Origin of the sequence: Mesorhizobium sp. M4B.F.Ca.ET.214.01.1.1 (assembly GCF_004791545.1) — a bacterium.
GTDB classification, from domain to species: domain Bacteria; phylum Pseudomonadota; class Alphaproteobacteria; order Rhizobiales; family Rhizobiaceae; genus Mesorhizobium; species Mesorhizobium abyssinicae.
In genome coordinates this window covers 120,464-142,098 of record NZ_SRUX01000014.1, presented here as the reverse complement: position 1 = coordinate 142,098, position 21,635 = coordinate 120,464, and the positions used below count along the sequence as shown (strand labels likewise).

The 21,635-nt window shown below is 65.8% G+C and carries 25 protein-coding genes and 1 pseudogene; 14 read left to right on the top strand and 12 right to left on the bottom strand.

From position 1 onward, the window contains the following. Window positions 1-48 precede the first annotated feature (48 nt). A complete protein-coding gene (locus tag EN857_RS25480) occupies window positions 49-705 on the top strand; it encodes a TetR/AcrR family transcriptional regulator (RefSeq protein ID WP_245493413.1) in 657 nt (218 codons plus the stop codon). 33 nt (window positions 706-738) lie between these two features. Here the strand turns inward: EN857_RS25480 and EN857_RS25475 are convergent, their stop codons facing one another. Then, entirely contained in the window at window positions 739-1,326 is a 588-nt protein-coding gene (locus tag EN857_RS25475; protein WP_127393601.1) for a hypothetical protein, read from the bottom strand. A 124-nt stretch (window positions 1,327-1,450) separates the two neighbouring features. On the opposite strand from EN857_RS25475, the gene EN857_RS25470 reads away from it, so the two are divergent. Continuing rightward, on the top strand, window positions 1,451-2,584 hold the full coding sequence (locus EN857_RS25470) for a metallophosphoesterase (RefSeq protein WP_127393600.1): 1,134 nt from the start codon (window positions 1,451-1,453) through the stop codon (window positions 2,582-2,584). An 18-nt stretch (window positions 2,585-2,602) separates the two neighbouring features. Here EN857_RS25470 and EN857_RS25465 read toward each other — a convergent pair whose 3' ends face one another. Continuing rightward, window positions 2,603-2,782 carry a CsbD family protein gene (locus EN857_RS25465; RefSeq protein WP_127284176.1) on the bottom strand — a complete coding sequence of 60 codons (180 nt, stop codon included), beginning with the start codon at window positions 2,780-2,782 and terminating at the stop codon, window positions 2,603-2,605. A 168-nt stretch (window positions 2,783-2,950) separates the two neighbouring features. Here EN857_RS25465 and EN857_RS25460 point away from each other — a divergent pair, with 168 nt between their 5' ends. From EN857_RS25460 to EN857_RS25440, 6 genes and pseudogenes are all read left to right on the top strand, one after another. Next, window positions 2,951-3,610, top strand: coding sequence for a glutathione S-transferase family protein (locus EN857_RS25460; protein ID WP_127284175.1), 660 nt, complete (start codon window positions 2,951-2,953; stop codon window positions 3,608-3,610). Between the two features lie 151 nt (window positions 3,611-3,761). Further along, window positions 3,762-4,082, top strand: coding sequence for a metalloregulator ArsR/SmtB family transcription factor (locus EN857_RS25455; protein WP_127284174.1), 321 nt, complete (start codon window positions 3,762-3,764; stop codon window positions 4,080-4,082). Then, window positions 4,082-4,861: an SRPBCC domain-containing protein gene (locus EN857_RS25450; protein ID WP_127309760.1), complete on the top strand. Its 780-nt coding sequence runs from the start codon at window positions 4,082-4,084 to the stop codon at window positions 4,859-4,861. Before EN857_RS25455 ends, EN857_RS25450 begins: the two co-directional genes overlap by 1 nt. A 291-nt stretch (window positions 4,862-5,152) precedes the next feature. Continuing rightward, window positions 5,153-5,311: a hypothetical protein gene (locus EN857_RS34895; protein ID WP_187331455.1), complete on the top strand. Its 159-nt coding sequence runs from the start codon at window positions 5,153-5,155 to the stop codon at window positions 5,309-5,311. Window positions 5,312-5,402: 91 nt separating this feature from the next. After that, window positions 5,403-5,687, top strand: a pseudogene (locus tag EN857_RS35845) (YkgJ family cysteine cluster protein); the annotation flags it as partial. Between the two features lie 98 nt (window positions 5,688-5,785). Continuing rightward, on the top strand, window positions 5,786-6,397 hold the full coding sequence (locus EN857_RS25440; RefSeq protein WP_127393744.1) for a LysE family translocator: 612 nt from the start codon (window positions 5,786-5,788) through the stop codon (window positions 6,395-6,397). A gap of 12 nt (window positions 6,398-6,409) precedes the next feature. Here the strand turns inward: EN857_RS25440 and EN857_RS25435 are convergent, their stop codons facing one another. After that, the gene (locus EN857_RS25435; RefSeq protein ID WP_127393745.1) at window positions 6,410-6,796 is read right to left on the bottom strand and encodes a nuclear transport factor 2 family protein; all 387 of its coding nucleotides are present in this window, start codon (window positions 6,794-6,796) and stop codon (window positions 6,410-6,412) included. A gap of 17 nt (window positions 6,797-6,813) precedes the next feature. Then, window positions 6,814-7,254, bottom strand: coding sequence for an OsmC family protein (locus EN857_RS25430; protein WP_127393746.1), 441 nt, complete (start codon window positions 7,252-7,254; stop codon window positions 6,814-6,816). A 110-nt stretch (window positions 7,255-7,364) separates the two neighbouring features. On the opposite strand from EN857_RS25430, the gene EN857_RS25425 reads away from it, so the two are divergent. Then, window positions 7,365-7,967, top strand: coding sequence for a TetR/AcrR family transcriptional regulator (locus tag EN857_RS25425; protein WP_135859307.1), 603 nt, complete (start codon window positions 7,365-7,367; stop codon window positions 7,965-7,967). Between the two features lie 79 nt (window positions 7,968-8,046). Here EN857_RS25425 and EN857_RS25420 read toward each other — a convergent pair whose 3' ends face one another. From EN857_RS25420 to EN857_RS25395, 6 genes are all read right to left on the bottom strand, one after another. Beyond that, the gene (locus tag EN857_RS25420) at window positions 8,047-8,487 is read right to left on the bottom strand and encodes a TadE/TadG family type IV pilus assembly protein (protein ID WP_127393748.1); all 441 of its coding nucleotides are present in this window, start codon (window positions 8,485-8,487) and stop codon (window positions 8,047-8,049) included. Beyond that, a complete protein-coding gene (locus EN857_RS25415; RefSeq protein WP_135859306.1) occupies window positions 8,484-9,089 on the bottom strand; it encodes a TadE/TadG family type IV pilus assembly protein in 606 nt (201 codons plus the stop codon). The genes EN857_RS25420 and EN857_RS25415 overlap by 4 nt, the downstream gene beginning before the upstream one ends. Then, entirely contained in the window at window positions 9,089-11,146 is a 2,058-nt protein-coding gene (locus EN857_RS25410) for a pilus assembly protein TadG-related protein (RefSeq protein WP_135859305.1), read from the bottom strand. Before EN857_RS25410 ends, EN857_RS25415 begins: the two co-directional genes overlap by 1 nt. Before the next feature lie 269 nt (window positions 11,147-11,415). Beyond that, window positions 11,416-13,068, bottom strand: a complete 1,653-nt coding sequence (gene groL, locus EN857_RS25405) for a chaperonin GroEL (protein WP_135859304.1) — start codon at window positions 13,066-13,068, stop codon at window positions 11,416-11,418. 69 nt (window positions 13,069-13,137) lie between these two features. After that, on the bottom strand, window positions 13,138-13,434 hold the full coding sequence (gene groES / locus EN857_RS25400; RefSeq protein WP_006203049.1) for a co-chaperone GroES: 297 nt from the start codon (window positions 13,432-13,434) through the stop codon (window positions 13,138-13,140). 231 nt (window positions 13,435-13,665) lie between these two features. Continuing rightward, entirely contained in the window at window positions 13,666-14,460 is a 795-nt protein-coding gene (locus tag EN857_RS25395; RefSeq protein ID WP_127392343.1) for a class I SAM-dependent methyltransferase, read from the bottom strand. Between the two features lie 67 nt (window positions 14,461-14,527). On the opposite strand from EN857_RS25395, the gene EN857_RS25390 reads away from it, so the two are divergent. Next, a complete protein-coding gene (locus EN857_RS25390; protein ID WP_127392344.1) occupies window positions 14,528-15,379 on the top strand; it encodes a hypothetical protein in 852 nt (283 codons plus the stop codon). Here EN857_RS25390 and EN857_RS25385 read toward each other — a convergent pair. Continuing rightward, window positions 15,376-16,137, bottom strand: coding sequence for an SDR family oxidoreductase (locus EN857_RS25385; RefSeq protein ID WP_127392345.1), 762 nt, complete (start codon window positions 16,135-16,137; stop codon window positions 15,376-15,378). The two genes, EN857_RS25390 and EN857_RS25385, sit on opposite strands and share 4 nt — an antisense overlap. Window positions 16,138-16,244: 107 nt before the next feature. Between EN857_RS25385 and EN857_RS25380 the strand changes: the two genes are divergently transcribed. Beyond that, window positions 16,245-17,141 (top strand): LysR family transcriptional regulator, encoded by an 897-nt coding sequence (locus EN857_RS25380; RefSeq protein ID WP_127392346.1) that lies wholly within the window; start codon window positions 16,245-16,247, stop codon window positions 17,139-17,141. A 6-nt stretch (window positions 17,142-17,147) separates the two neighbouring features. Here EN857_RS25380 and EN857_RS25375 read toward each other — a convergent pair whose 3' ends face one another. Continuing rightward, the gene (locus EN857_RS25375) at window positions 17,148-17,774 is read right to left on the bottom strand and encodes a TetR/AcrR family transcriptional regulator (protein ID WP_189521663.1); all 627 of its coding nucleotides are present in this window, start codon (window positions 17,772-17,774) and stop codon (window positions 17,148-17,150) included. 128 nt (window positions 17,775-17,902) lie between these two features. Between EN857_RS25375 and EN857_RS25370 the strand changes: the two genes are divergently transcribed. The 3 genes from EN857_RS25370 to EN857_RS25360 are packed head-to-tail and all read left to right on the top strand — an operon-like array spanning window position 17,903 to window position 21,508. Further along, entirely contained in the window at window positions 17,903-19,084 is a 1,182-nt protein-coding gene (locus tag EN857_RS25370) for an MFS transporter (protein WP_127392347.1), read from the top strand. A 13-nt stretch (window positions 19,085-19,097) separates the two neighbouring features. Continuing rightward, window positions 19,098-20,378, top strand: coding sequence for a D-arabinono-1,4-lactone oxidase (locus EN857_RS25365; RefSeq protein WP_127392348.1), 1,281 nt, complete (start codon window positions 19,098-19,100; stop codon window positions 20,376-20,378). Then, complete coding sequence (locus EN857_RS25360; protein ID WP_127392349.1) at window positions 20,375-21,508, top strand: alanine racemase; 1,134 nt, start codon at window positions 20,375-20,377, stop codon at window positions 21,506-21,508. Before EN857_RS25365 ends, EN857_RS25360 begins: the two co-directional genes overlap by 4 nt. The last annotated feature ends 127 nt before the right edge of the window (window positions 21,509-21,635 follow it).

Genomic DNA, 21,635 nt, shown 5'->3' with positions numbered 1-21,635 from the left:
ACTTGGTTCAGGCACCTTCTCTCCCAAGGGAAGATGGAGGAGATGGCGATGCGCCAAAAACGCACCAACGACCCGGAAGGCATGCGCCGGCGCGTGCTCGACGTGGCGGAGGAATCCTTCCAGGCGCGCGGCTATCATGCCTCCAGTCTAGGTGACCTGATGGCGGCGGCGGGCGTCACCGGCGGCGCGCTGCATCACCATTTCCCGACCAAGAAGGCGCTGGCGCTGGCGGTGATCGAGGAGCGGGTGGCCGCCGCCGTCGATCAGACCTGGATCGCGCCGGTGCGCGCCGCATCCTCGGCGCGCGAAGGCGTCCGCGCCGTGTTCGAGGCGGTGGCGGCGGAACTGGAACGGCAAGGTTTTGTGCGCGGCTGTCCGCTCAACAACCTCGCGCATGAACTGTCGCTCGCCGACCCGGACTTCCGCATCGCGCTTGCCGGCATTTTTGCCGGCTGGCGGCTGGCGATCGCCGACAAGCTGCGGGTCGACCGGCAAGCGGGCCGGGACGAGGGCACGGACCCCGAGCGCTATGCCACGCTGGCGGTCGCCGCCTATTCGGGCGCCATGTCGATGGCCAAGACGGCGCAGGATGCGGGTCTGCTGCGGGATTGCCTGGCGGGGTTGGAGCAGGGCGCCCCATCCTCACAGAGCGGATTGGTAGAGAGGCGGCGCCGCAGGGTGCTGCCGCGACCGAGAACCCTTTGATGTCGGCCCGCCAGCGCTTCCGGCCGTCAGGCGCTACTGCGGCAGCGGCTTGATCGTCTCGTAGCCGACCACGCTTTCCGAATTCGTTCCCTCGTCATAGCGCCGGGCCAGCGATGCGCCGAGATCCGGCGCGTAGAGCGCGGTGAACGTGTCCAGCGTCTCGCCGGCCTGGTTCTTGATCGTCTCCTTGACCGCCAGCACATTGTATTTGCAGCCGCCGAGGCTGAACGTCTCCTTGCCCTTCACCGCCAGTTCCAGCGTCTTTGTGCCTTTCGGCTGCTTCTTCGGCGACAGCTCGACGAACTGCGTCGTGCTCTTCGCGCCAGCTTTGAGCGGAAACAGCTTTTTCAGGTCGCCAAGCGGGATCATCGCCAGATGGCCGGTCGTGCTGTCGCGAAACACCTCGATCAGCCCGGCATAGAGATACTGCGTCTGCGGCGATTCCGACTGGTATGTGTTGGCGACCGAAACCATGCCGCCGGCCGCCGGCCGGAACTCGCTGCGGACGCCCGGCATCTCCAGCACGAAGCCGGTCTTGGCGGTCTTGGCGTCGACGCATTCGGCGCCATGCGCGGTGCCCGCCGCGGCAAGCAGGGCCATGCCGATCGTTGCGGCCTTCATCGCATCCTCCTCTTCCCGCTCAAGTTGAAGGCGCAAGACTGCCAGACCCATTCCGCCATGTCGATGCTTGGCGGGTCGGGGAGGGAACTGGACGGCCGGGCGCCGCCTGTGCTGAATCTCGGCCATGATGACTCGCTTGCCCATCCGATCAATTTCCCGGCGCAGCGCCCTGAAGCAGTTGGCGGGCTTCGCCGCGGCCGGCGCTTTTGCTCGCCAGGCCTTCGGCCAGACCGGAAAGCGCATCCAGCCGATCGACGCCACCTTCCTGTTTATCGCTGATATCCACGCCTGCCGCATGGCGAGCGGGCTGAGCCCCAACTGCCTGCAGGAGGGCAAGACCGATGCCGCGCTGCTGCGCAGCGTCGCCGCGCTGAACGGCATCGCCGACAAGCAATGGCCGGCCGAGATCGGCGGCGTCGCCACCGGCCTGCGTTCGGCCGGCAGCCGCATCGGCACGCCGCTTGGCCTGGTCACCGGCGGCGACATCACCGACGACGGCGGCGGCCAAGTCACCGAGCCCAGCGAGGGCACGCAGCTGCTGCAGTTCAGCCAGCGCTACCAGCAGGGCATCGGCCCAGACCGCGTCCACATGCCCGTCTATGTCGGGCTCGGTAACCACGACCTCGACCAGAACGGCTCGCCGCCGCATGTCGACTGGTACCGCCGCGAATTGCGCGACTATGTCGAGGTCAACCATCGCGCCGGCGTGTTCTTCAAGCCGCCGGTGCCGGCGACCGACTATGACGTCGACACCGACTGCTATTCCTGGGATTGGGGCGGCCTGCATCTCGTCCAGACGCACCGCTTCGCCGGCGACACCGGCCATGGAGCGCTGAGCAGCCTGCCATGGCTGAAGCAGGACCTGGCTACCTATGCCGGCGACGGCCGCCCGGTCGTCCTGTTCCAGCACTATGGCTGGGATATCTTTTCGACGGAGCGCTGGGATCCGGCCAAGCGGACCTATGACGACGGCGGCACCGGCGCACCGCATTGGTGGGGCGAGGCGGATCGCCAGGCGCTGCTGGCGGCCCTCAAGGGCTACAACGTCATCGCAATCTTCCACGGCCATCAGCACGAGGTGCCGATGATCTACCGCCGCGACGGGCTCGACCTGTTCAAGCCGAAGGCCGCCTATATGGGCGGCTTCGCGCTGGCGCGAGTGACCGGCGACAGCATGGACGTGGTGCTCGGCGAAGCGGCCGGCGACCATGGCGAGGTTGTCTTCACCAACGCGTTCACGAAGGCGCTTCAGGCATGACCGCGAAGGCCTGCCAAATCACATCGCCTTTTTGATCACGGCTTTCATGTCGCCACAGGCCTTCTGCACCTTGCCCGTAGCCTTGTCCGCGATGCCCCTGATTTGCATCGGACGGTTTCCGGTGGCCTTGCCAACCGTCTGCCGGATCGAGCCTTTGATCTGCTTGGCCAGGCCCGCAATCTGGTCGATGTTCACCATCTCCGCATCTCCCGGAGATCCAATCGCGAGAGAAACGGGCTGATGTGCCTCCCGGTTCCGCACAGTCGAAGCGAGCCGCGCGAAGGCGCTGGATGGCAATATCGTCAGCGAAACGCTTTGCCGCTTCGCCGCGCGCCACTAAGGTGGCGGGAAAACAGGGGAACCGCCTTGGCTGAATTCACGCTCTTCATCGGCAACAAATGTTTCTCCTCCTGGTCGCTCAGGCCTTGGGTGGCGATGCGGCATCTGGAGATCCCGTTCGAGGAGAGTTTTGTGCGCCTGCGCACGCCGGAGACCTTTGCCAATCTGGCCAAGGTGTCGCCGACCGGCCTGGTGCCGGTGTTGAATCACAATGGCAGGATCGTCTGGGAAACCCTTGCGATCCTTGAATATCTGGCCGACCTTTATCCCGAGAAAAAGCTCTGGCCGGACGATCTCGGCGCCCGCGCCCTGGCGCGCTCGGTGGCGACCGAGATGCATTCCGGCTTTCGCGAGGTCCGCTATGGCTGGCCGATGAACCTGCGCCGGCCGAAGAGCCACAAGCCGCTCGATCCCGAGGGCGAGGTCCAGCGGGCTCGCATCGAGGCGATCTGGCGGCAATGCCGCGCCGAATACGGCAAGGGCGGCCCGTTCCTGTTCGGCCATTTCACCGCGGCCGACGCCATGTACGCTCCGATCATCACCCGCTTCGACACCTATGGCGGGGAACTCGCGCCCGATACGCGGGCCTATGTCGACGCCGTGCTGTCGACACCGGCGATGCGGCATTGGTACGCGGAGGCGGCGAAGGAACCGTGGCCGGAGCCCGGTCCTCACGAACAGGACTGACCACTAGGAGGGCCTCCGACAGGCTCAAGGCGATCCTCGACGGCCGGGGCGGTTTCGGCATGGGCTTTCAGCCTCGGCAACGACATATCGGGTGAAGAAAATTGACCACCATCCCGGTTCGGCATAATACGTAACCAAATGGATACGTATTATGCCGCAAGCTGATCCTGACCGCTCCGTTTTCCGCGCTATCGCCGACCCGACGCGCCGCGCCATCCTCGACCGCTTGCGGCTGGGTCCGGCGCCGGTCAACGAACTGGCCGCGGCCTTTTCGCAGAGCCGGCCGGCGATCTCCAAGCACCTGCGCATCCTGCGCGAGCTCAACGTCGTCTCCGAGCAGAAGTACGGCCGCGAGCGGCTCTATCGGCTGGAACCGGCCGAACTGAAGGACGTCGCCGACTGGATCCTGCCCTACCGCGACTTCTGGCAGGCGAGCCTCGGCAATCTGAAATCCTATCTGGAGCAAGAGTGATGGCGGGCAACGACAGACCACGCGCGATCGCCGACGTGTCGGCTGGCACCATCCTGGCCACGGTGACGATCGCCGTGCCGCCGGAGCGGGTGTTCCGCGCGATCACCGCCGCGGACCAGATCCCGCTCTGGTGGGGTGCGGACGACATGTACCGCACCACGAAGCACACCGCCGACGTCCGGCCGGGCGGCGCCTGGCGCTCCGAAGGCAAGGGCGCCGACGGCCGTGATTTCCACGTCCAGGGCGAATATGTCGAGGTCGAGCCGCCGCACCGCCTGGTGATGACCTGGAGGGCGCCGTGGGACGGCGACCAGGTGACGACCGTCACCTACACGCTGGAGCCGGTGGAGACCGGAACGCGGCTGACGCTGCGCCACGAGGGTTTTGGCGCGCGCCACGACTCCTGCCGCGACCATGGCTTCGGCTGGGAGCGGGTGCTGGGCTGGCTCGGTCAGTTCCTCGCCGCCGAGGCAGGCATCAAGCCGTCCGGCGTGTTCCATTGCCGGCTGATCCCGCCGCGCCCGGATTTCGCCTTCACCCTGACTGAGGAGGAGCGGGCACTGATGGGCCGCCATGCCGACTATCTGCGGACCCAGCTTCGCGAGGGGAGAATGATGATCGCTGGCCCGGTCGCCGACCCGACCGGGCCCTGGGGCCTGTGCATCCTTCGCGTCGGCACCGAAGCCGAGGCGAGGGCGGTGACCGATGCCGATCCGGTTGTGCGGTCGGGCCGCGGCTTCCGCTACGAGGTGCTGCCGATGATGAGCGTGATCATGTGAGCGCCATAAAAGAACGCCCCTCGCGCGGTTTATTGCGTGGGGGCGTCCTTTTGCCGTCCGAAAACTTGAGATTGCTCTCATGAACCGACGACATCACCATAACGGCTGACCTCGGCATCGGTTCCACAGCCGGCGAAGAAAAATTGCAGCCTCTGTCAGCGCGACTGTGCGGCACCCGGGCGCAAGGCTGGCCTTTTCCGTTTCCGCGGCGCCGATCTGTGCTAGGACCGGCTGGGATTCGTCGATCGACGCGCAGTGCCGCGCGACCCCATGCTCACGGCAAGGAAAGACATGGCCATCAAATTCTCCGCCAAGGCTCCATCCGCGTCTCCGCCTGCAGCCAAGCCGGCCAAGCCGGCCGCCGCGCCGAAGGCCGATAAGCCGGCCGCGACCGACCTGTTCGACGGGTCGGCGGAAACGCCGCCTCGCAAGACCAAAAAGAAGAAATAGCGCTTTGCCGCACGAGGCCGATCACGAAGATTCGAACTGGCCATCCGGCTTTGCCAGCGGCCTCGGCTGGACAGGTGTCGCTGAAGGCGTCGTCTTTGATTGCCAGAGCTGCGGCGCCTGCTGTTCCTACTCGGCCGAATGGCCGCGTTTCTCGACGGAAGACGACGCGCAGCTCGATCGCATCCCGGAGAAATTCGTGTCGGCCGACCTGTCCGGCATGCGCTGCGAGGGCGTGCGCTGTTCCGCGCTCTCCGGCGAGATCGGCAAGCAGACGGCCTGCGGCATCTATGAGCTCCGCCCCGATGTCTGCCGCGCCTGCATGCCCGGCGGCGACGACTGCCTGATGGCGCGTGCCGCGCATGGGCTGCCGCTTGTTGGTCTCCCCCTCGAGGGGGGAGATTGCTCACCGACCCCGCTTGCCCCGCCTCAAGCGGCCGGATACCTTCCGCGCCGGGCAGGGGCTGCGGAGGATCTATGAGCATCGAATTCTTGTTGACGACGCTGATCGTCGTCGCCTCGCCGGGCACCGGCGTTCTCTACACGCTCAGCGCCGGCCTTTCGCGCGGCGCTCGCGCCTCGATCATTGCCGCCTTCGGCTGCACGCTGGGCATCATCCCGCATATGGCGGCCGCCATCACTGGCCTTGCCGCGGTGCTGCACACCAGCGCTGTCGCCTTCGAGACGCTGAAATATCTGGGCGTCGCCTATCTGCTCTACATGGCCTGGAACACGCTGAAGGAGAAGGGCGGCCTCAGTGTCGACGAGAACGTCGCGCCGCGCTCGGCCGGCAAGGTGATCACGTCCGGCATCCTGATCAACATCCTCAATCCGAAGCTGTCGATCTTCTTCTTTGCCTTCCTGCCGCAATTCGTCAGCACCACCGAACCGAACGCGTTTTCGAAGATGCTGGAGCTCTCCGGCGTCTTCATGCTCGTCACCTTCGTCGTCTTCGCCGGCTACGGCATCTTCGCGGCCTCGATCCGCAGCCATGTCGTGTCGCGGCCGAAGGTGCTGACCTGGATGCGCCGCACCTTCGCCGGTGCTTTCGTCATGCTCGGCGCCAAGCTGGCGCTGACGGACCGGTAGCGCCAATCGGCGCTACCCCTTCACATATCCCATCGCCTCGACGATGCGTCCGCCGGCAACGCGCATCAGGTTGACGCCGCGCAGCGAATTGCCGTCCGCCATCCAGTAGCGCCAGCGGATCGTCGCCCGCTCGCCGGCGACGAAGGTTTCTTCCATGTCGAAGCGCGTGCCGGCCTGGGTTGCGATCGCCGTCCATAGCCCGACGCACGCTTCGCCGCCTGTGTGGCGGGCACCCTCGGGCGCCGGTACGGTGTTTTCGATCACGCAGTTCTCGCCCACCAGTTCGGCCAGCGCCGACGGGTCGTGGCGCTGGAACACGTCGTTGAAGCGCCGCATGATCTCGGCCGTCTCTCGAGACTGGTCGTCTGGGTGGATGTCGATGATGCTATCGGGTTTCATTGCGTTTTCCCCTGAGGTCATTGTCCGGCACCGACGAGGATCGCCCTGAGGTTGATCTGAGGCACGCCGGCCAGCGCGCGCGAGACGAGGCAGCCGGCCTTGGCGGATTGGGCAAGGCGCTCGAATTCGTCTTGCGCGAGGTCCGCGACCTCCGCCTCCGTTTCGAGGTCGATGCGCGTGATCGTCGGGCCCGCCGCGGTCGCACCGAGATGCACCCTGGCAATGGTGCGGATGTTCCGCGCGACGTGACCCTCCTGGCCGAGAGCAAAGGTCAGAGCCATCGAGAAGCAGCCGGCATGCGCCGCGGCGATCAGCTCTTCCGGGTTGGTGCCGGGGCCATTCTCGAAACGCGACGGAAAGGAATAGGCGCCCTCGAAGACGCCGCTACCAAGCCGCAGGCGGCCCGAACCTTCCTTCAGCGTGCCTTGCCATTCGGCCGAAGCCTCGCGAATTGTCATCGTGTCCTCCTGGGTCGACGAGTGTATATATAGACCGATCTGCATATTATGTAGACCGATTGTCATATTCTGCGCAAGGCCTATAATGGTTGCTCCTGACAGAGGTTGACATGGCGAACGACACCCGGGCCCGCATACTCGAGACGACCGGCCTGCTGCTGAGGCAGCGCGGCTATCACGGCACCTCGCTGAACGACATTTTGAGCGCCAGCGCGGCCCCCCGCGGCTCGCTCTACTTTTATTTTCCGGGCGGCAAGGACCAGCTGGTCATCGAGGTGACGCGCGCCAGCGTCGCCGAGGTGACGGAGCGGCTGGGTGCTGCGCTGGCGGCGGAAGACAACCCGGCCGTATCGGTCCGCCACATCTATCAGTCGGTGGCTACCATGCTGGAGGAGAACCAGTTCTCGCTCGGCTGTCCGATCGCGCCTGTCGTGCTGGACTCGCCAACACCGGAGCTGGCGGAATTGTGCCGCTCGGCCTTCGAGCAGTGGATTGGCCTGCTGCGCCAGGCATTCGTCAGGGCAGGGGTGCCCGAGCGGCGCGCGCAGGCGCTTGCGCTGCTCGTCGAATCCTCGCTCGAGGGCCTGATGGTGATCGCCCGAGCCACCCGCGACCACGGGCCGCTCACGGCCGTGGCCGATGAAGTGACGGCGCTGGTGGAGGCGGCGGTGCGTGCCGGCAAGGCGGCGGAGCGCGAGGAAGCTACCGTTTAGAGCAGTTCATGCGCCTCCGGAATTGTGTCAAAGCAGAGAGATAGGGCGGTTCGCCGTCTCCGTGAAATGGAGAAACGCTCTAGGCGCCCTGGTTGGGGAAGCAGGCCGTTGCGCTGAGCAGCGGCCCATTGGCCAGCGCGGTCAGGAAGGTCGGCAGCACGGTCGAGAATGTGTAGGATATCCGCACCGTCGAAAACCCGCTGAGGCCCGAGCAGGTCGTGTTGTTGTTGACGGTGATGTTGCTGCCGCTCAGCGCGATGCCGTCGGTCGCGGCCATGGTGCTGATGTAGCTGACGGTGCTGGCCGAGTTGTAGACGCCGCTTTTCGTGCACCCGCTCTGCAGCACGCCAACGCAGCGCGCCGCCGAGGTCGCGGTTTCCTGCAGCGCGTGCTGCACCCAGTACATGCGGCCGAACTCCACCGTGCCGAACAGCACCATCAGCAGCGGCACCGAAAGCAGCGCGAACTCGACCGCATTGGCGCCGGACCTGTCGCGGAGAAATGACGACAGGCTCTTCATTGCGGCTGCACCATGGCCTCGACGCCGATGTTGCCGCTCTTGACGATGCCGAGGCCGCCGAACAGCGGCGCGAACGGCCTGCTTGCGGTGATGGCCACGAACTTTCCGGAAATGCCGCCCTTGGGGCAAGCGGTGCTGCAGGTCACCGACGTGCCCCAGGTGACCGTGGTCCCCGAAACCGTCGGGCAATAGCAGAGGTCGGCGTTGGATGCCGTCCCGCTCTGGCTCGCGGTGGCCGTGCTGGCGTTGTAGGTGATCGAGGCGCCATTGTTGACCACCACCTTGATGGTGCCGCCGGTGCTGCTGAGGCCGCTGCTCACCACCGCCATGATGTTGGCGGCGAGCGTGGCGCCGCCGGTCGATGTGACCTTGTCGGCACCGAGCAGGGCATAGTTGGAGCCGGCGGAGATCGCCGAGGTCAGATCGAATTTTGCCTTGAGCGAAGCGCCGATGTCGACGGTTCCGGCAAGTATGGTGATCAGCACCGGGCTGACCAGCGCGAACTCGACCGCCGAGACGCCGGATCGATCGCGGCAGAGGGAGCGGGCGAGGGCCGAGCCGCGCAACAAGCGCGGCAGGCGGCGAAGGATGTTTGAAATCATCACTGGACCAAGCTCACTTTGCTCGCGGTGGAGGCGCTCGTGGCGGCGATGCATTCGCTCGCAGCGGCCGTGCCGCCCGACAGCGTGATGCGCGAGCCGATCATCTGCAGGCATTTGGTGGCGTCGGTGGCCGAGCCGAGCACGCTGGAGCCGCCGTTCATGATGATCGGGCCATAGGGGAAATAGAAGGCGCCGGAGATCTGCGCATTGGAGCCGCCTTCGGCGAAGGTGGCGCCGGCGGTGACCGAGGTCGAGGTCGGCCCGATCACGGCGAGCTTGGCCGTGGCGCCGGTCTGCGGCGCGGTGAGCACGATGTTGCTGTAGCCGGCCGCGACGCAGAAGACATAGCCGTTGCAGCTTCCCGAGCTCGATTTGGCCTTGCCCGACAGCACCAGCGTCACATCGGTGCCGCTGATGCTGATCGTCGAGCCGCCGCAGCTGGCGCTGCCGCCGCCGCTGCCGCCGAGCGCGAAATAGCCGTCCACCGTGTAGATGCCGGCGCCGAGCAGGATGGCGCCGGAGCCGATGAAGTTGCCTTCGATGTCGTGCTGCGCCGTGGCCGGCACGACAAAGCAGCTGCCGCCACCGCCGCCATTGACGTTGCCGACCACCTGGAACACGCCCGAACTGGTGGCGTCGGCCAGGAGGGTCTTGGAGCCGCCGCCGAGCGTGATGGCGTCGCCATTGCTGCCGGGGCCGATCTTGTAGCTGTTGGCGGTGCCGGAGCCGAAGGTCAACGTCGCGCCGCCGGTGTTGTTGAAGCCGCCGGGCAGCTCGAACGTGCTCGGCCCGCCAAAGGTGAGCGTGCTGGTGTTGCAGAGGCTGACACGCGCGGTGCCGCCGCAGGTGTTGTCGCTGATGCCGATCTTGAAGGTGCCGGCGCCGAACGTCGTGGTGGCGCCGCCGCCGGTCGTCAGGCCCTTGGTGAAGTTGAAGGTTCCGGCGCCGAAGGTCGTTATCCCAGCGGTCGTCACCTGCTTGCCGAAATTGTAGGTGCCGGCGCCGAAGGTCGTGGTTCCGGCCGTGGTCAGTGTCTTGGCGAAATTGTAGGTGCCGGGGCCGAATTTGGTCGTGGCGCTGGTCGTGAGGTCGCCGGCGATGTTGTAGACGGTGCTCGCCGCGCCACTGGTGGCGAAATTGAGGTTGATGCCGCCGCCGATGGTGATGGTGCCCAGGTTGACCGTGGTCTTGCTGCCGCAATTCAGCGTCCAGGTCGAGGTCGCCGATGCCCAGCTGGCCGTGCAGCCGAGCGTGGTTGCCTGGCTCTGCGTCGAGCTCTGGTTCCATGCGAAAGCGATATCGCTGCCGGTGGGGGTGGTCGGCGCCGTCGGCGCGGTCGTCGTCGAAAGCGCGGCCACGGTTGTGATGCGGGCGACGGCGGCGGCGACGGCCGTGTTGCCGGCCAGCGGATCGGCCGTGTACTTCTTGGAGATCGTGCCGGTGATGCCGCTGCAGGGCTGGCTTGGCGCCGTCGTCGAATTGTAGGTGACGCCGATCGCCGAGATGGTCGTTCCGCAAGGCACCGTCACTGTGTTGTTCGACGAGACCGTGCATTTCGGCGCGCTGATCTTGGTGCCGCCGGAAAGCGTGATGCCGGTCTGGGTGCCGTCGAGCGCCAGCATGCAGCCGGGCGTCGACGCCGCCGCACCGACTTCTGCGATCGAGTTGGCGTGGATGTTCAACTGCTGGCGGTCCTGCAGCACCCGCGCCAGGATCAGCGATTTCGGCGTGTTGATCGTCACCGCAACAGCTTTCATGCCGCTGGTCTTCGGCGACGTCACCAGCGAGGCCTGCACGTCGGCCGCGGGCACCCCGTTGAGCACGGCGACATTGACCGCCGTCGCCTTCATCTGATCGGTGGACTTCGTAGCGTTGTAGGCAAGCGCGCCGGCAAAGGCCGAGAGGTCGGCGATGCGCTGGTTGTCGGAGCGCTCGACCAGGGCTCCGCCATATTCGGTGACCAGCGCCGCCATGCCGATGAGCAGCGGCAGCACCAGGGCCGAGATGATGAGGACGTTGCCATCGCGGCTACGCGAAAACCGCCGGAAAATCTGCATGAGGCTGACCTGAAGAACGCTGCAATCTCGAGCAACCTTACGGTGCTCCGTTCTTTAGTAACCGTGAATGTGTTAAAATTTATTGTCCTACAATTTCTGGCTCGGTCACAAGCGCTTGATCGAAATAGCTGATTTGGTTGACGATTTGCTCAGGAAAGAGTCAGCGGGCAGGACTTAGAGCCGCAAGGCCTTCGCTGACGCAGCGTTAAGCGACAACGAAAAAGGGCGCCTTTCGGCGCCCTTTCCGTATGCTTCGCGAGAGAGCTGGATTAGAAATCCATGCCGCCCATGCCGCCCATGCCGCCGCCGGGCATGCCACCGGGCATGCCGCCGGCCGACTCCTTCTTCGGAGCCTCGGCGATCATGGCTTCGGTGGTGACCAAGAGGCCGGCGACCGAGGCCGCGTCCTGCAGGGCGGTGCGAACGACCTTGACCGGGTCGACGATGCCCATGGCGATCATGTCGCCATATTCGCCGGTCTGGGCGTTGTAGCCGAAGGTGGCGCCCTTGTTGTCCAGGATCTTGCCGGCAACGATCGAGGCCTCAGCACCGGCGTTGGCCGCGATCTGGCGGGCCGGAGCCTGCAGCGCGCGACGCACGATGTTGATGCCGGCAGCCTGGTCGGAGTTGGCGCCGGTGGCCTTCAGGTTGCCCGAAGCGCGCAGCAGGGCAACGCCACCGCCGGCGACGATGCCTTCTTCCACGGCCGCGCGGGTCGCGTTCAGCGCGTCGTCAACGCGGTCCTTCTTTTCCTTGACTTCGACTTCCGTCGCGCCGCCGACGCGGATCACCGCGACGCCGCCCGCCAGCTTGGCCAGACGCTCCTGCAGCTTCTCCTTGTCGTAGTCCGAGGTGGTCTCCTCGATCTGCTGCTTGATCTGGGCGACGCGGCCCTGGATCTCGGCCTTCTTGCCGGCGCCGTCGACGATGGTGGTGTTCTCCTTGGAGATCGACACCTTCTTGGCGCGGCCGAGCATGTTGAGGCCGACGTTCTCGAGCTTGATGCCGAGGTCTTCCGAGATGACCTGGCCACCGGTGAGGATGGCGATGTCTTCCAGCATGGCCTTGCGGCGGTCACCGAAGCCCGGCGCCTTGACGGCGGCGATCTTCAGGCCACCGCGCAGCTTGTTGACGACCAGCGTGGCCAGGGCCTCGCCTTCGACGTCTTCCGAGATGATGAGCAGCGGCTTCGAGGTCTGCACGACAGCCTCGAGCACCGGCAGCATGGCCTGCAGGTTGGAGAGCTTCTTCTCGTGGAGGAGGATGTAGACGTCCTCGAGATCGGCAACCATCTTGTCGGCATTGGTGACGAAGTAGGGCGAGAGATAGCCGCGGTCGAACTGCATGCCTTCGACGACTTCGAGCTCGGTCTCGGCGGTCTTGGCTTCCTCGACCGTGATGACGCCTTCGTTGCCGACCTTCTGCATCGCTTCCGCGATCATGGCGCCGACCGACTCGTCGCCATTGGCCGAGATCGTGCCGACCTGGGCGACTTCCTCGGAGGTCTTGATCTTCTTGGCGGCCTTGCCGAGCGCCGCGACGACTTCGGTCACGGCGAGGTCGATGCCGCGCTTCAGGTCCATCGGGTTCATGCCGGCGGCAACCGCCTTGTGGCCTTCCTGGACGATCGACTGCGCCAGAACGGTCGCGGTCGTGGTGCCGTCACCGGCGATGTCGTTGGTCTTCGAAGCGACTTCGCGGACCATCTGCGCGCCCATGTTCTCGAACTTGTCCTCAAGCTCGATTTCCTTGGCGACGGTGACGCCGTCCTTGGTGATGCGCGGGGCGCCGAACGACTTGTCGATGACGACGTTGCGGCCCTTGGGGCCGAGGGTCACCTTCACGGCGTCGGCGAGGATGTTGACGCCGCGCAGCATGCGCTCGCGGGCATCACGGGAAAACTTTACGTCTTTTGCAGCCATTGTAAGCTCCTGTCAGGGGTTCGGGTCGAACCCGCAGATTCAAGATTCAGTTGACGGTGAGGCCGATGTTCAGCCGATGATGCCCATGATGTCGGATTCCTTCATGATCAGAAGGTCTTCACCATTGAGCTTGACTTCGGTGCCGGACCACTTGCCGAACAGGATGCGGTCGCCGGCCTTGACGTCCAGCGGCACGAGCTTGCCGGCCTCGTCGCGGGCGCCGGAGCCGACGGCGATGATCTCGCCTTCCTGCGGCTTTTCCTTCGCCGTATCCGGGATGATGATCCCGCCGGCGGTCTTGGATTCGGATTCGACCCGGCGAACGACCACGCGGTCATGAAGCGGGCGGAACTTGGACTTTGCCATTAGTGTCTTCCTCGATGAGAACGGTGAGAACTGTTCCTCCATCCGGCGAGGCCGGATATGAGTTAGCACTCACGCAAGGCGAGTGCTAACGTGGCGCTGAGATAGGCCGGAGGGTTTCGAGAGTCAAGGCGCGCGCAAGGAGCGAACCGCGCGAAATTTTTCCCGGCCTGCATTCGCACGAGGAACGCGGTCTCCGCCGATGGGATCGCGAAGGAATTTTATCGGTGCCCCTTAACGCCTCGGCGAGCGCAGCACCAGCAGCGGGCATCGCTCGGCGAGACCATAGCTGCCTGTTGGAACGACGCCGACATCGTCGAAGAACGCATGCGCCTCGCCAATCAGCACGTCTGCCGGCGCGAAGCTGTAGATAGCCGAAGAGTTGCGGTAGACGTCGATGGTGCCGATGACCGGCAATTCCCACCCGGTGCGTGCTGAAAGCTCCGCGCGGTCGGGAAACAGCGCGTCGAACCGTTCCGCAATGGTCTTCACGGGGATGGCATAGTCGGGCGCGTTGCCCGCCGCGGTCATGGCGACGCGCCATTTGAGCTCATGGAAGGTGGAGACGCCGCCGGACAGCGCGAGCCCCCGTACCGCGTGCGGGTCGTCGGGTGCTTGCGGACCGGCAAAGAGGCGCGCCCCCGCTCGGCCGCCTGGACGGAGCACGCGTGCGATTGCCGCGAACAGCGCCCGCCGTGCGACCGACAAAGCGAGCGCGGAAAGGCACCCGTCACCGATTACCACATCCACGCTTGCGCCAGGAACGGGCAGGTCAAGCCAGTCGCCGTTCACCGCTCTGCGCGACGCCGTGTCGCCCGGCCAGATTCCCGCGATCATTTCGGGAGACTCGTCGACGGCCGTCATCGTCGCCCCGAGGCCGGCAAGTTCCGGCGTCACGCCGAGCAGAACGACGTGTGCTCCGGACAGATCGAGTTCTCGCTCATATGTTGCGACGGCTTCCGCCGGCGGCCTGAGTGGCGGCCCAAGCAACTGCCAGTGCCTGCGAATTGCATTCCAGTGCTGCGTCATGCAAAACGCCCCGGTTCCCACGCAACGGTGTCGATTACTTGATGGCCGCCTGGAAACCAAGGGGCATATGGTGCGCATCGCGGTCATCACGCATGAGTTCGACCGGTTTCAGAGCCGACGTGGGCTGCTGCTGCGCCGCGACAGCCCCTACATGCTCTTCGACCTGCTGGAAGAACTGAAGCGGCGCGGCCATTCGGTCCACGTCCTTGCCGGCACGGCGGCCAGGCCGGAAGCCGACATCGCGGTACTGCATGTCGACGCGACCGTGACGCCGGCCGAATATGTCGAATACGCGCGCGCGTTTCCCTTCTGCCTCAACATCGGCGCCGCCGACATCTCCAAGCGTCGCGTCAGCGGTGCCGTGATCGGCCGGGGCGACGCATGGCAGGGCCCGGTCATCGTGAAGAGCAGCCTCAACAACCACGGAACGCGCGAGCGCTCGCTGAACCGGCGGTCGCGACGCGCCGGCAAGCCGGAGCCGTTTCCCGGCCTCGAAGCCTTGGACGGCTATCGTGTCCATGGCTCGCTTGCCGATGTTCCGACGACGGTGTTCGACCGCGAGGATCTCGTGGTGGAAAAATTCGTTCCCGAACCGGAGCCGGACGGCTTTGGAGCCCGCTTCTGGCTGTTTTGCGGCGAACGCGAACGCTGCACCCGCCACGTCTCGCCGCAAAGTCTCGTGAAGGGCGACGATACGATCCGCCGCGAACCTGTTCCGGTTCCCGACGAGCTTCGCGCGCTAAGGCGTGAACTTGGTTTCGATTATGGCAAGTTCGATTTCGTCATGCATGAAGGCAGGGCGGTGCTGCTCGACGCCAACAAGACCCCTGGGCGAGCCAGGCGCCTTTCGAACTTCGTCGCCGCCGGCAATTCAAATCTCGCCGACGGCTTCGAAGGGCTGATCCGCCAGGTTACCTAGATGTTCATCCCGCCGGAGACTTCGATGCGCTGGGCGTTGACCCAGCGATTGTCCTGCGACAGCAGCGAGGCGATCATCGGCCCGATGTCGTCGGCGACGCCGGTCCGGCCGAGCGCGGTGACGCCGGCCACCATGCGGTTGATCTCGGCATTGTCGCGCACATGACCGCCGTTGAAGTCGGTGGCGATTGCGCCAGGCGCCACGGTGTTGGCGGTGATGCCGCGCTGGCCGAGTTCCTTGGCGAGGTAGCGGGTGAACACCTCGATGCCGCCTTTCATCATCGCATAGGCCGACGAGCCGGGTGCGGCGAAACGGGCGAGACCGCTGGAGATGTTGATAATGCGGCCGCCGTCATTGATCAGCGGCAGCAGCGCCTGGGTGAGGAAGAACACACCCTTGAGGTGGGTGTTCATCAGCGTGTCGAACTCCTCCTCGGTTGTCTCGGCGATCATCTTGCGCAGGCCGGTGCCGGCATTGTTGATGAGATAGTCGAAGCGGTCGCGCTGCCAGGTCTCCTTCAGCGTCTTCTTCAACGCCTCGGCGAAGGCGGGGAAGGTGGCGATGCCGCCGGTGTCGAGTTGGAGTGCTGCGGAGCGGCCGCCGGCAGCCTCGATTTCGGCGACAGCCGCCTCAGCTTCGTCGGCGCGCGAGTGATAGGTAACGATGACGTCGACGCCCTTGCGGGCGAGGCTGAGCGCAGTGTTGCGGCCGAGGCCGCGGCTGCCCCCGGTGATGAGAGCGATGGGCCGAGTGGTCATGGCGAGAACTCCTTCTGTTTTGGATGGAGATGCATATACTCGCCTTGCTGGACGATATAATCGGGCACGGATTGCCAACACTATTCAGCTTATGCGAACAATCGCTGATGGACAGGTTCGACAGCATGCGGCTTTTCACCCGCGTCGTGGAAAGGCGCAGCTTCACCGCTGCCGCCGCCGATCTCGGTCTGCCGCGCTCCAGCGCCACCGCCGCGATCAAGCAGCTGGAGGAGCGCCTGGGTGTGCAGTTGCTTCGGCGCACCACCCGCCACGTCACGACCACTCTCGATGGTGACGCCTATTACCAGCGCTGTATCGGCATCCTCGCCGACATCGAGGACGCCGAGGGCGGCTTCGGCGCGCATGAGGTCCGTGGGCGGCTCAGCATCGACATCAACGGCAACCTGGCTCGCACCGTCGTCATCCCGGAACTGCCGGCGCTGCTCGCCCGCTATCCTGGGCTCAGCTTGCATATCGGCGAGGGCGACCGCCTCGTCGACCTCGTGCGCGAGGGCGTCGACTGCGTGGTGCGCGCCGGCACGCTTCCCGACAGTGACATGATCGCGCGCCGCATCGGCATCGCCCGCGAGGCGACGCTCGCCAGCGCCGACTATGTCGAGCGCCATGGCCGGCCGTGTGACCTGGACGAGCTGGCTGGTCATGTGATGATCGGCTTCGTCTCGTCGCGCACCGGGCAGGTGATGCCGCTGGAATTCACCGTCGACGGCAAGGTGCGCGAGATCGTGCTGCCGTCGCGGGTCACGGTTTCCAACTCCGACACGGCCGCCACGCTGGTGCTCCAGGGTTTCGGCCTCTACCAGGCACCGCGTCGCCGTTTTACCGATGACATCGAGGCTGGTCGTCTGGTCGAGGTGCTTCCAGACAATCCGCCGACGCCGACGCCGATCTCGGTCCTCTATCCGCGCAGCCGCCAGCTGTCGCCAAGGGTGCGGGTGTTCGTCGACTGGCTGGTGGAGATTCTTGGGCCGAAGCTGGATCCCTGACGCCGATCAGAGGAACAGCCGCAACTGCGTGTGGATGATCGACCGGTAGTCATCGATCGTGCGCCGGCTCTCGGCCTCATCCTGTGTCAGCGCCAGCCGCACCACGCCGCCGGCAAGCTGGAAGACCAAGAACACCACGCGGCCGAACGCCTCGCGCCGCTCCGGCTCAAGCATCGGGCCGACATGGTCGCAGAACATTTTCGCCTGCTGCCTGGTCTCGGGGATGTCGAGGTTCTGCAGCGCCTTGTCGGCCTGGATCGCGTTCTGCAGGTCCTGGATGGCCGGATCCGCCGCCACGCGACTGTAGTAGTCGTCGAGCAGCCGATCCGCGGCCGACGTCACATCGTCCACCCCGCGGATCCCGGCGATGATGGCGCCGAAGCGCGCGCGGCTCTCCTCCGCGAAGCGCTCGTAGAGCATCGCCAGGATCGCCGATTTGTTGGGGAAATAGTGATAGACGGTGGCGATCGGTCCGCCGGCCAGCGCACCCACTTCCTTCATCGTGACGGCGTCGATGCCTTTCTCGCCGATCAGCCGCATGGTCGTCGAAAGGATCGCGTCGATGCGCTCGCGGCTGCGCTCCTGCTTCGGCCTGCGCCTGGGCGCCGTCGCCAATCGCCTTGCTTCGCTCATTGCGCCCGATCTCTCGCGAGAGGTCCAAAATTCCGGTTGACAAGAAACATGATTAACTATCAGTTTCCAGAAATGCTGACAGATTGTCAGTTTTTTGGCGATGCGGCAAGGACGTTGAGGAGGCGCCTTTGGTTACACAAGCCGGCGAGACGGACGGCGGCGACTGGCTGGTCGGCAATCCGAGCGGCCCGCAGCTCGCTTCGGCGCTGTGGATCGGTTCGGTCGGCCTGCTGATCCTCGGGCTTCAGCCGGTGCTGCTCGGCGCGCTCTACACCGAAGGCCATGTCACCGGCGACGAGCTGGCGCTGGTCGCCACCGCCGAGATGATCGCCATCGCCATCGGCTCGGGCGTCGTGGCCATGGCCCTGTCGGCCCGCAACATGCGCTGGAAGAGCGCCATCCTCCTGCTCCTGCTGGCGGCGGCCAACTGGTGGACGGCCTATGCCGCCGGCGCCAACGCGCTGATCGGCGCACGCAGCCTGGCCGGGCTTGCCGAGGGCGGGCTGGTCGCCGTCGCCACCGAGCTGATCGCCCGGTCGCGCCGGGCCGAGCGCATCGGCGGCTATTTCGTCACCGTGCAGACCTTGGCGCAATGCGCGCTGGCGCTGACCCTGGCGCTCTATGTCGTCCCGGTCGCCGGCGCGTCCGGCGGCTTCCTCGCCCTCGGCGTGGTCTGCCTCGCCTCGCTGGCGGTCGCCTGGATCGTGCCGGACGACTATGCCGACCTGCCGAAGGATGAGCATTTCGCCAATGTGCTGACGCCCGGATCGATCGCCGCGCTGCTCTCGATCTTCTGCTACTTCATGTTCTTCGGCGCGATCTGGGCCTTCCTCGAGCCGCTCGGGGCGCAGTTCGGCATCGACGGCCGCACGGTCGGCCTGATGGTGTCGGCAAGCCTCGCCGCTCAGGTGGTCGGCGCCCTGACCGCGACGGTCTTCGAGGCGCGCCTCGACTATCGCCTGGCGATCACCGCCATCGGCGCCGTCGCTCTTGTCTGCTCCCTGATTTTCGCCAGCGGACCTGGCCTGACGATATTCTGGGTCGCCGCTTTGGTGATGGGCTTCATCCTGCTGTTCATCGTTCCCTACCAGATCCGCCTGGCGATCACCGCCGACGAGACCCGCACCGCGGTGCTTCTGGTGCCGGCGGCCCAGCTCTTCGGCCTGGCGATCGGCCCAATTGCCGCCTCGCTGCTGATCGACAAGGATTTCCGGCCGGTGCCGGAATTCGCCGCCGCCAGCGCCGCCGCCAGCGTCGCGCTGCTCGGCCTGTTCATCCTCGTGACGCGGCGCCGCCGCGCCGTCGCCTGAGCGGAGAAGCGCGATGCCGAACGCCTGGAGCAACTGGTCGGGCCTGGTGCAGGCCGCGCCCAAGCTGATCGCCGCTCCCGCCGATGCCGGTGAGCTTGCCGATCTGGTGCGCATCGCGCCCGGTCCGCTGCGCGTCGCCGGCGCCGGCCACTCCTTCACGCCGCTGGTCAAGTCCGACGGCACCATCGTCTCGCTGGAGAAGATCGAGGGGCTGGTCTCGCATGATACCGCGACCAGCAGGGCGCGGCTGCGAGCCGGCACGAGGCTCGGCCCGCTGATGCATTTGCTGCAAGGCATCGGCCAGGGCCTGCCCAACATGGGCGACATCGACAAGCAGGCGATCGGCGGCGCGCTGGGCACCGCCACGCATGGCTCCGGCCCGAAGCTCGGCGCCTACCATACGCAGTTGGAGACGCTGCAGTTCGTCGACGGGACAGGCAAACTGCGCGAATACAGCCGGGCAGGGGACCAGGACATGATCCACGCCACCGGCGTCGCGCTCGGCGCCTTCGGCATCCTCACCGAAGTGACGATGAACAACATGCCGACCTACCGCCTGCGCCGCCGCAAATGGGTGCTGCCGATCGCCGAGATGCTGAAAGACTTCGAGACGATGCTGGCTGCGCATCGTTCGGCCGAGTTCTACTACATACCTTTCTCCGGCTACGCGCAGTTCATCGCCAGCGATCTCTCCGACGCCGCGACCACCGCGCGACCGACCGAGGAGGACGAGGCGGGGCTGGCGACGCTGCGCAAGCTGCGTACCGCGCTCGCCTGGCTGCCGTCGCTGCGCCGCCGGCTGATCCTGGGCGCGATCGCCAAGCTGCCGGCCGAGGACTATGTGCAGGACTGGCTCAACGTCTATGCCAGCGATCGGCAGACCAAGTTCAACGAGATGGAATATCACCTGCCGTTCGAGGAGGGGCCGAAGGCGCTGGCCGAGATCATCGAGCTCACCGAGAAGCGCTTCCCGGAAGTCTACTTCCCGATGGAGGTGCGTTCGGTTGCGCCGGACGAATTCTGGCTTTCGCCCTTCCACAAAAGGCTCACCTGCTCGATCGCCATCCACCACGATGCGGCCAACGATCCCGAGCCCTTCATGCGGGCGGCCGAGCCGATCTTCCGCAAGTATGGCGGCAGGCCGCATTGGGGCAAGATGCACAGCCTGAAGGCCGCGGATTTCAAGAAACTCTATCCGCGCTGGGATGACGCCATGGCGGTGCGGCGCGATATCGATCCCGAAAACCGTTTCGTGTCGCCCTACATGGCCAGCCTGTTCGGCATCGACACATGAGCGCCTATTTCGCCGATCTCTCCGAGGCGCTTAGGCAAGCCGGCATCTTCCAGCCCGCGCTCGTGCTCGACCGCGACCGGCTCGACCGCAACATCGCGCTGGTGAAGGAAAGACTGGCGCCGGGCCTCGCCGCGCGGCTGGTCGACAAGTCGCTCGCCTCCATGCCGCTGCTTCAGCATATTGCCGGCGCGCTCGGCTCCAGCCGTTTCATGACCTTCCATCCGCCGATTACGCAGGCCGTACTCGACGCCTTTCCCGAGGCGGATCTGCTCTACGGCAAGCCGATGCCGGTCGGCGCGGCGAGAGCCGCGCTCACCAAGGGCGGCGCCGCCTGGTCGCGCGTCTGCTGGCTGATCGACACCGAACAGCGGCTGGCCGAGTATGGCGCGCTGGCGGCCGAACTTGGCACCGACCTGCGCTTTGCCTTCGAGATCGATGTCGGGCTGCATCGCGGCGGATTCGCCAGCCCCGAGGACATAAAGGCGCTGACCATCCCGAACGGCCTGCGCTGCGAAGGCATCATGGCCTACGAGGCGCACGCGCCGGAAATCCCCGGCCTGTTCGGCGGCCAGGGCGGCGCGCTGAGGAAAGCCCAGGCGCTGGCCGAGGAATTCGCCGACAGCCTCGGCGAGGATCAGCGGCGCATCCTGAACATAGGCGGCTCGAAGACGGCGTTGCTGCACCATGGCGGGGTCGCCAACGAAGTCTCGATCGGCTCCGCTTTCGTGCTGCCCAGCGATTTCGACGTGCCCGGCCTGGATGGCCTCCAGCCTGCTGCCTTCATCGCGACGCCGATTCTGAAGGTGGTGGAGCCGGTGCTGCCGGGGCCGGCCTCGGTGTCGCGGATGCTCACGGCGCTTGGCCTGTTCCCGCGCAAGGGCTGCTATCTCTACGGCGGCAAGTGGATGGCCGGGCCGGTATTTCCGCAGGGCATGAAGGTGAACGGCCTGATGGGCCTGTCCTCCAACCAGCAGTTCATGGCCCTGCCGGCCGGAGCCGACGTGAAGCCCGGCGACTGCGCCTTCCTGCGTCCGACGCAGAGCGAGGCCGTGCTGCAGCACTTTGGCTCGATCGCGGTGTTTTCGGGCGGACACATTGTCGAGCGCTGGCCAGCCTTGCCGATGGGGTGAGGTGGCCAACGGCCGTTGCCGTGATCCTTCGCTGTCCCGCCAGCCTCAGGCGTTCTGTCTGGTGCTTCGAGCAAGCATTTACTTGACTCCGTCAACTAAATAGCCAATCTTCTCCCTGACAGGAGAA

Excerpts from the sequence above, each read along its gene's own strand:
- EN857_RS25360 (WP_127392349.1), top strand. The coding sequence starts at position 20,375 with ATGAGCGCCTATTTCGCCGATCTCTCCGAGGCGCTTAGGCAAGCCGGC.
- EN857_RS25440 (WP_127393744.1), top strand. The coding sequence starts at position 5,786 with ATGAGCATCGAATTCTTGTTGACGACGCTGATCGTCGTCGCCTCGCCG.
- EN857_RS25420 (WP_127393748.1), bottom strand. The coding sequence starts at position 8,487 with ATGAAGAGCCTGTCGTCATTTCTCCGCGACAGGTCCGGCGCCAATGCG.
- EN857_RS34895 (WP_187331455.1), top strand. The coding sequence starts at position 5,153 with ATGGCCATCAAATTCTCCGCCAAGGCTCCATCCGCGTCTCCGCCTGCA.
- EN857_RS25365 (WP_127392348.1), top strand. The coding sequence starts at position 19,098 with ATGCCGAACGCCTGGAGCAACTGGTCGGGCCTGGTGCAGGCCGCGCCC.
- EN857_RS25435 (WP_127393745.1), bottom strand. The coding sequence starts at position 6,796 with ATGAAACCCGATAGCATCATCGACATCCACCCAGACGACCAGTCTCGA.
- EN857_RS25385 (WP_127392345.1), bottom strand. The coding sequence starts at position 16,137 with ATGACCACTCGGCCCATCGCTCTCATCACCGGGGGCAGCCGCGGCCTC.
- EN857_RS25415 (WP_135859306.1), bottom strand. The coding sequence starts at position 9,089 with ATGATTTCAAACATCCTTCGCCGCCTGCCGCGCTTGTTGCGCGGCTCG.
- EN857_RS25390 (WP_127392344.1), top strand. The coding sequence starts at position 14,528 with ATGGTGCGCATCGCGGTCATCACGCATGAGTTCGACCGGTTTCAGAGC.
- EN857_RS25375 (WP_189521663.1), bottom strand. The coding sequence starts at position 17,774 with ATGAGCGAAGCAAGGCGATTGGCGACGGCGCCCAGGCGCAGGCCGAAG.
- EN857_RS25480 (WP_245493413.1), top strand. The coding sequence starts at position 49 with ATGCGCCAAAAACGCACCAACGACCCGGAAGGCATGCGCCGGCGCGTG.
- EN857_RS25430 (WP_127393746.1), bottom strand. The coding sequence starts at position 7,254 with ATGACAATTCGCGAGGCTTCGGCCGAATGGCAAGGCACGCTGAAGGAA.
- groES (WP_006203049.1), bottom strand. The coding sequence starts at position 13,434 with ATGGCAAAGTCCAAGTTCCGCCCGCTTCATGACCGCGTGGTCGTTCGC.
- EN857_RS25455 (WP_127284174.1), top strand. The coding sequence starts at position 3,762 with ATGCCGCAAGCTGATCCTGACCGCTCCGTTTTCCGCGCTATCGCCGAC.
- EN857_RS25425 (WP_135859307.1), top strand. The coding sequence starts at position 7,365 with ATGGCGAACGACACCCGGGCCCGCATACTCGAGACGACCGGCCTGCTG.
- EN857_RS25395 (WP_127392343.1), bottom strand. The coding sequence starts at position 14,460 with ATGACGCAGCACTGGAATGCAATTCGCAGGCACTGGCAGTTGCTTGGG.
- groL (WP_135859304.1), bottom strand. The coding sequence starts at position 13,068 with ATGGCTGCAAAAGACGTAAAGTTTTCCCGTGATGCCCGCGAGCGCATG.
- EN857_RS25465 (WP_127284176.1), bottom strand. The coding sequence starts at position 2,782 with ATGGTGAACATCGACCAGATTGCGGGCCTGGCCAAGCAGATCAAAGGC.
- EN857_RS25470 (WP_127393600.1), top strand. The coding sequence starts at position 1,451 with ATGATGACTCGCTTGCCCATCCGATCAATTTCCCGGCGCAGCGCCCTG.
- EN857_RS25475 (WP_127393601.1), bottom strand. The coding sequence starts at position 1,326 with ATGAAGGCCGCAACGATCGGCATGGCCCTGCTTGCCGCGGCGGGCACC.
- EN857_RS25410 (WP_135859305.1), bottom strand. The coding sequence starts at position 11,146 with ATGCAGATTTTCCGGCGGTTTTCGCGTAGCCGCGATGGCAACGTCCTC.
- EN857_RS25380 (WP_127392346.1), top strand. The coding sequence starts at position 16,245 with ATGGACAGGTTCGACAGCATGCGGCTTTTCACCCGCGTCGTGGAAAGG.
- EN857_RS25450 (WP_127309760.1), top strand. The coding sequence starts at position 4,082 with ATGGCGGGCAACGACAGACCACGCGCGATCGCCGACGTGTCGGCTGGC.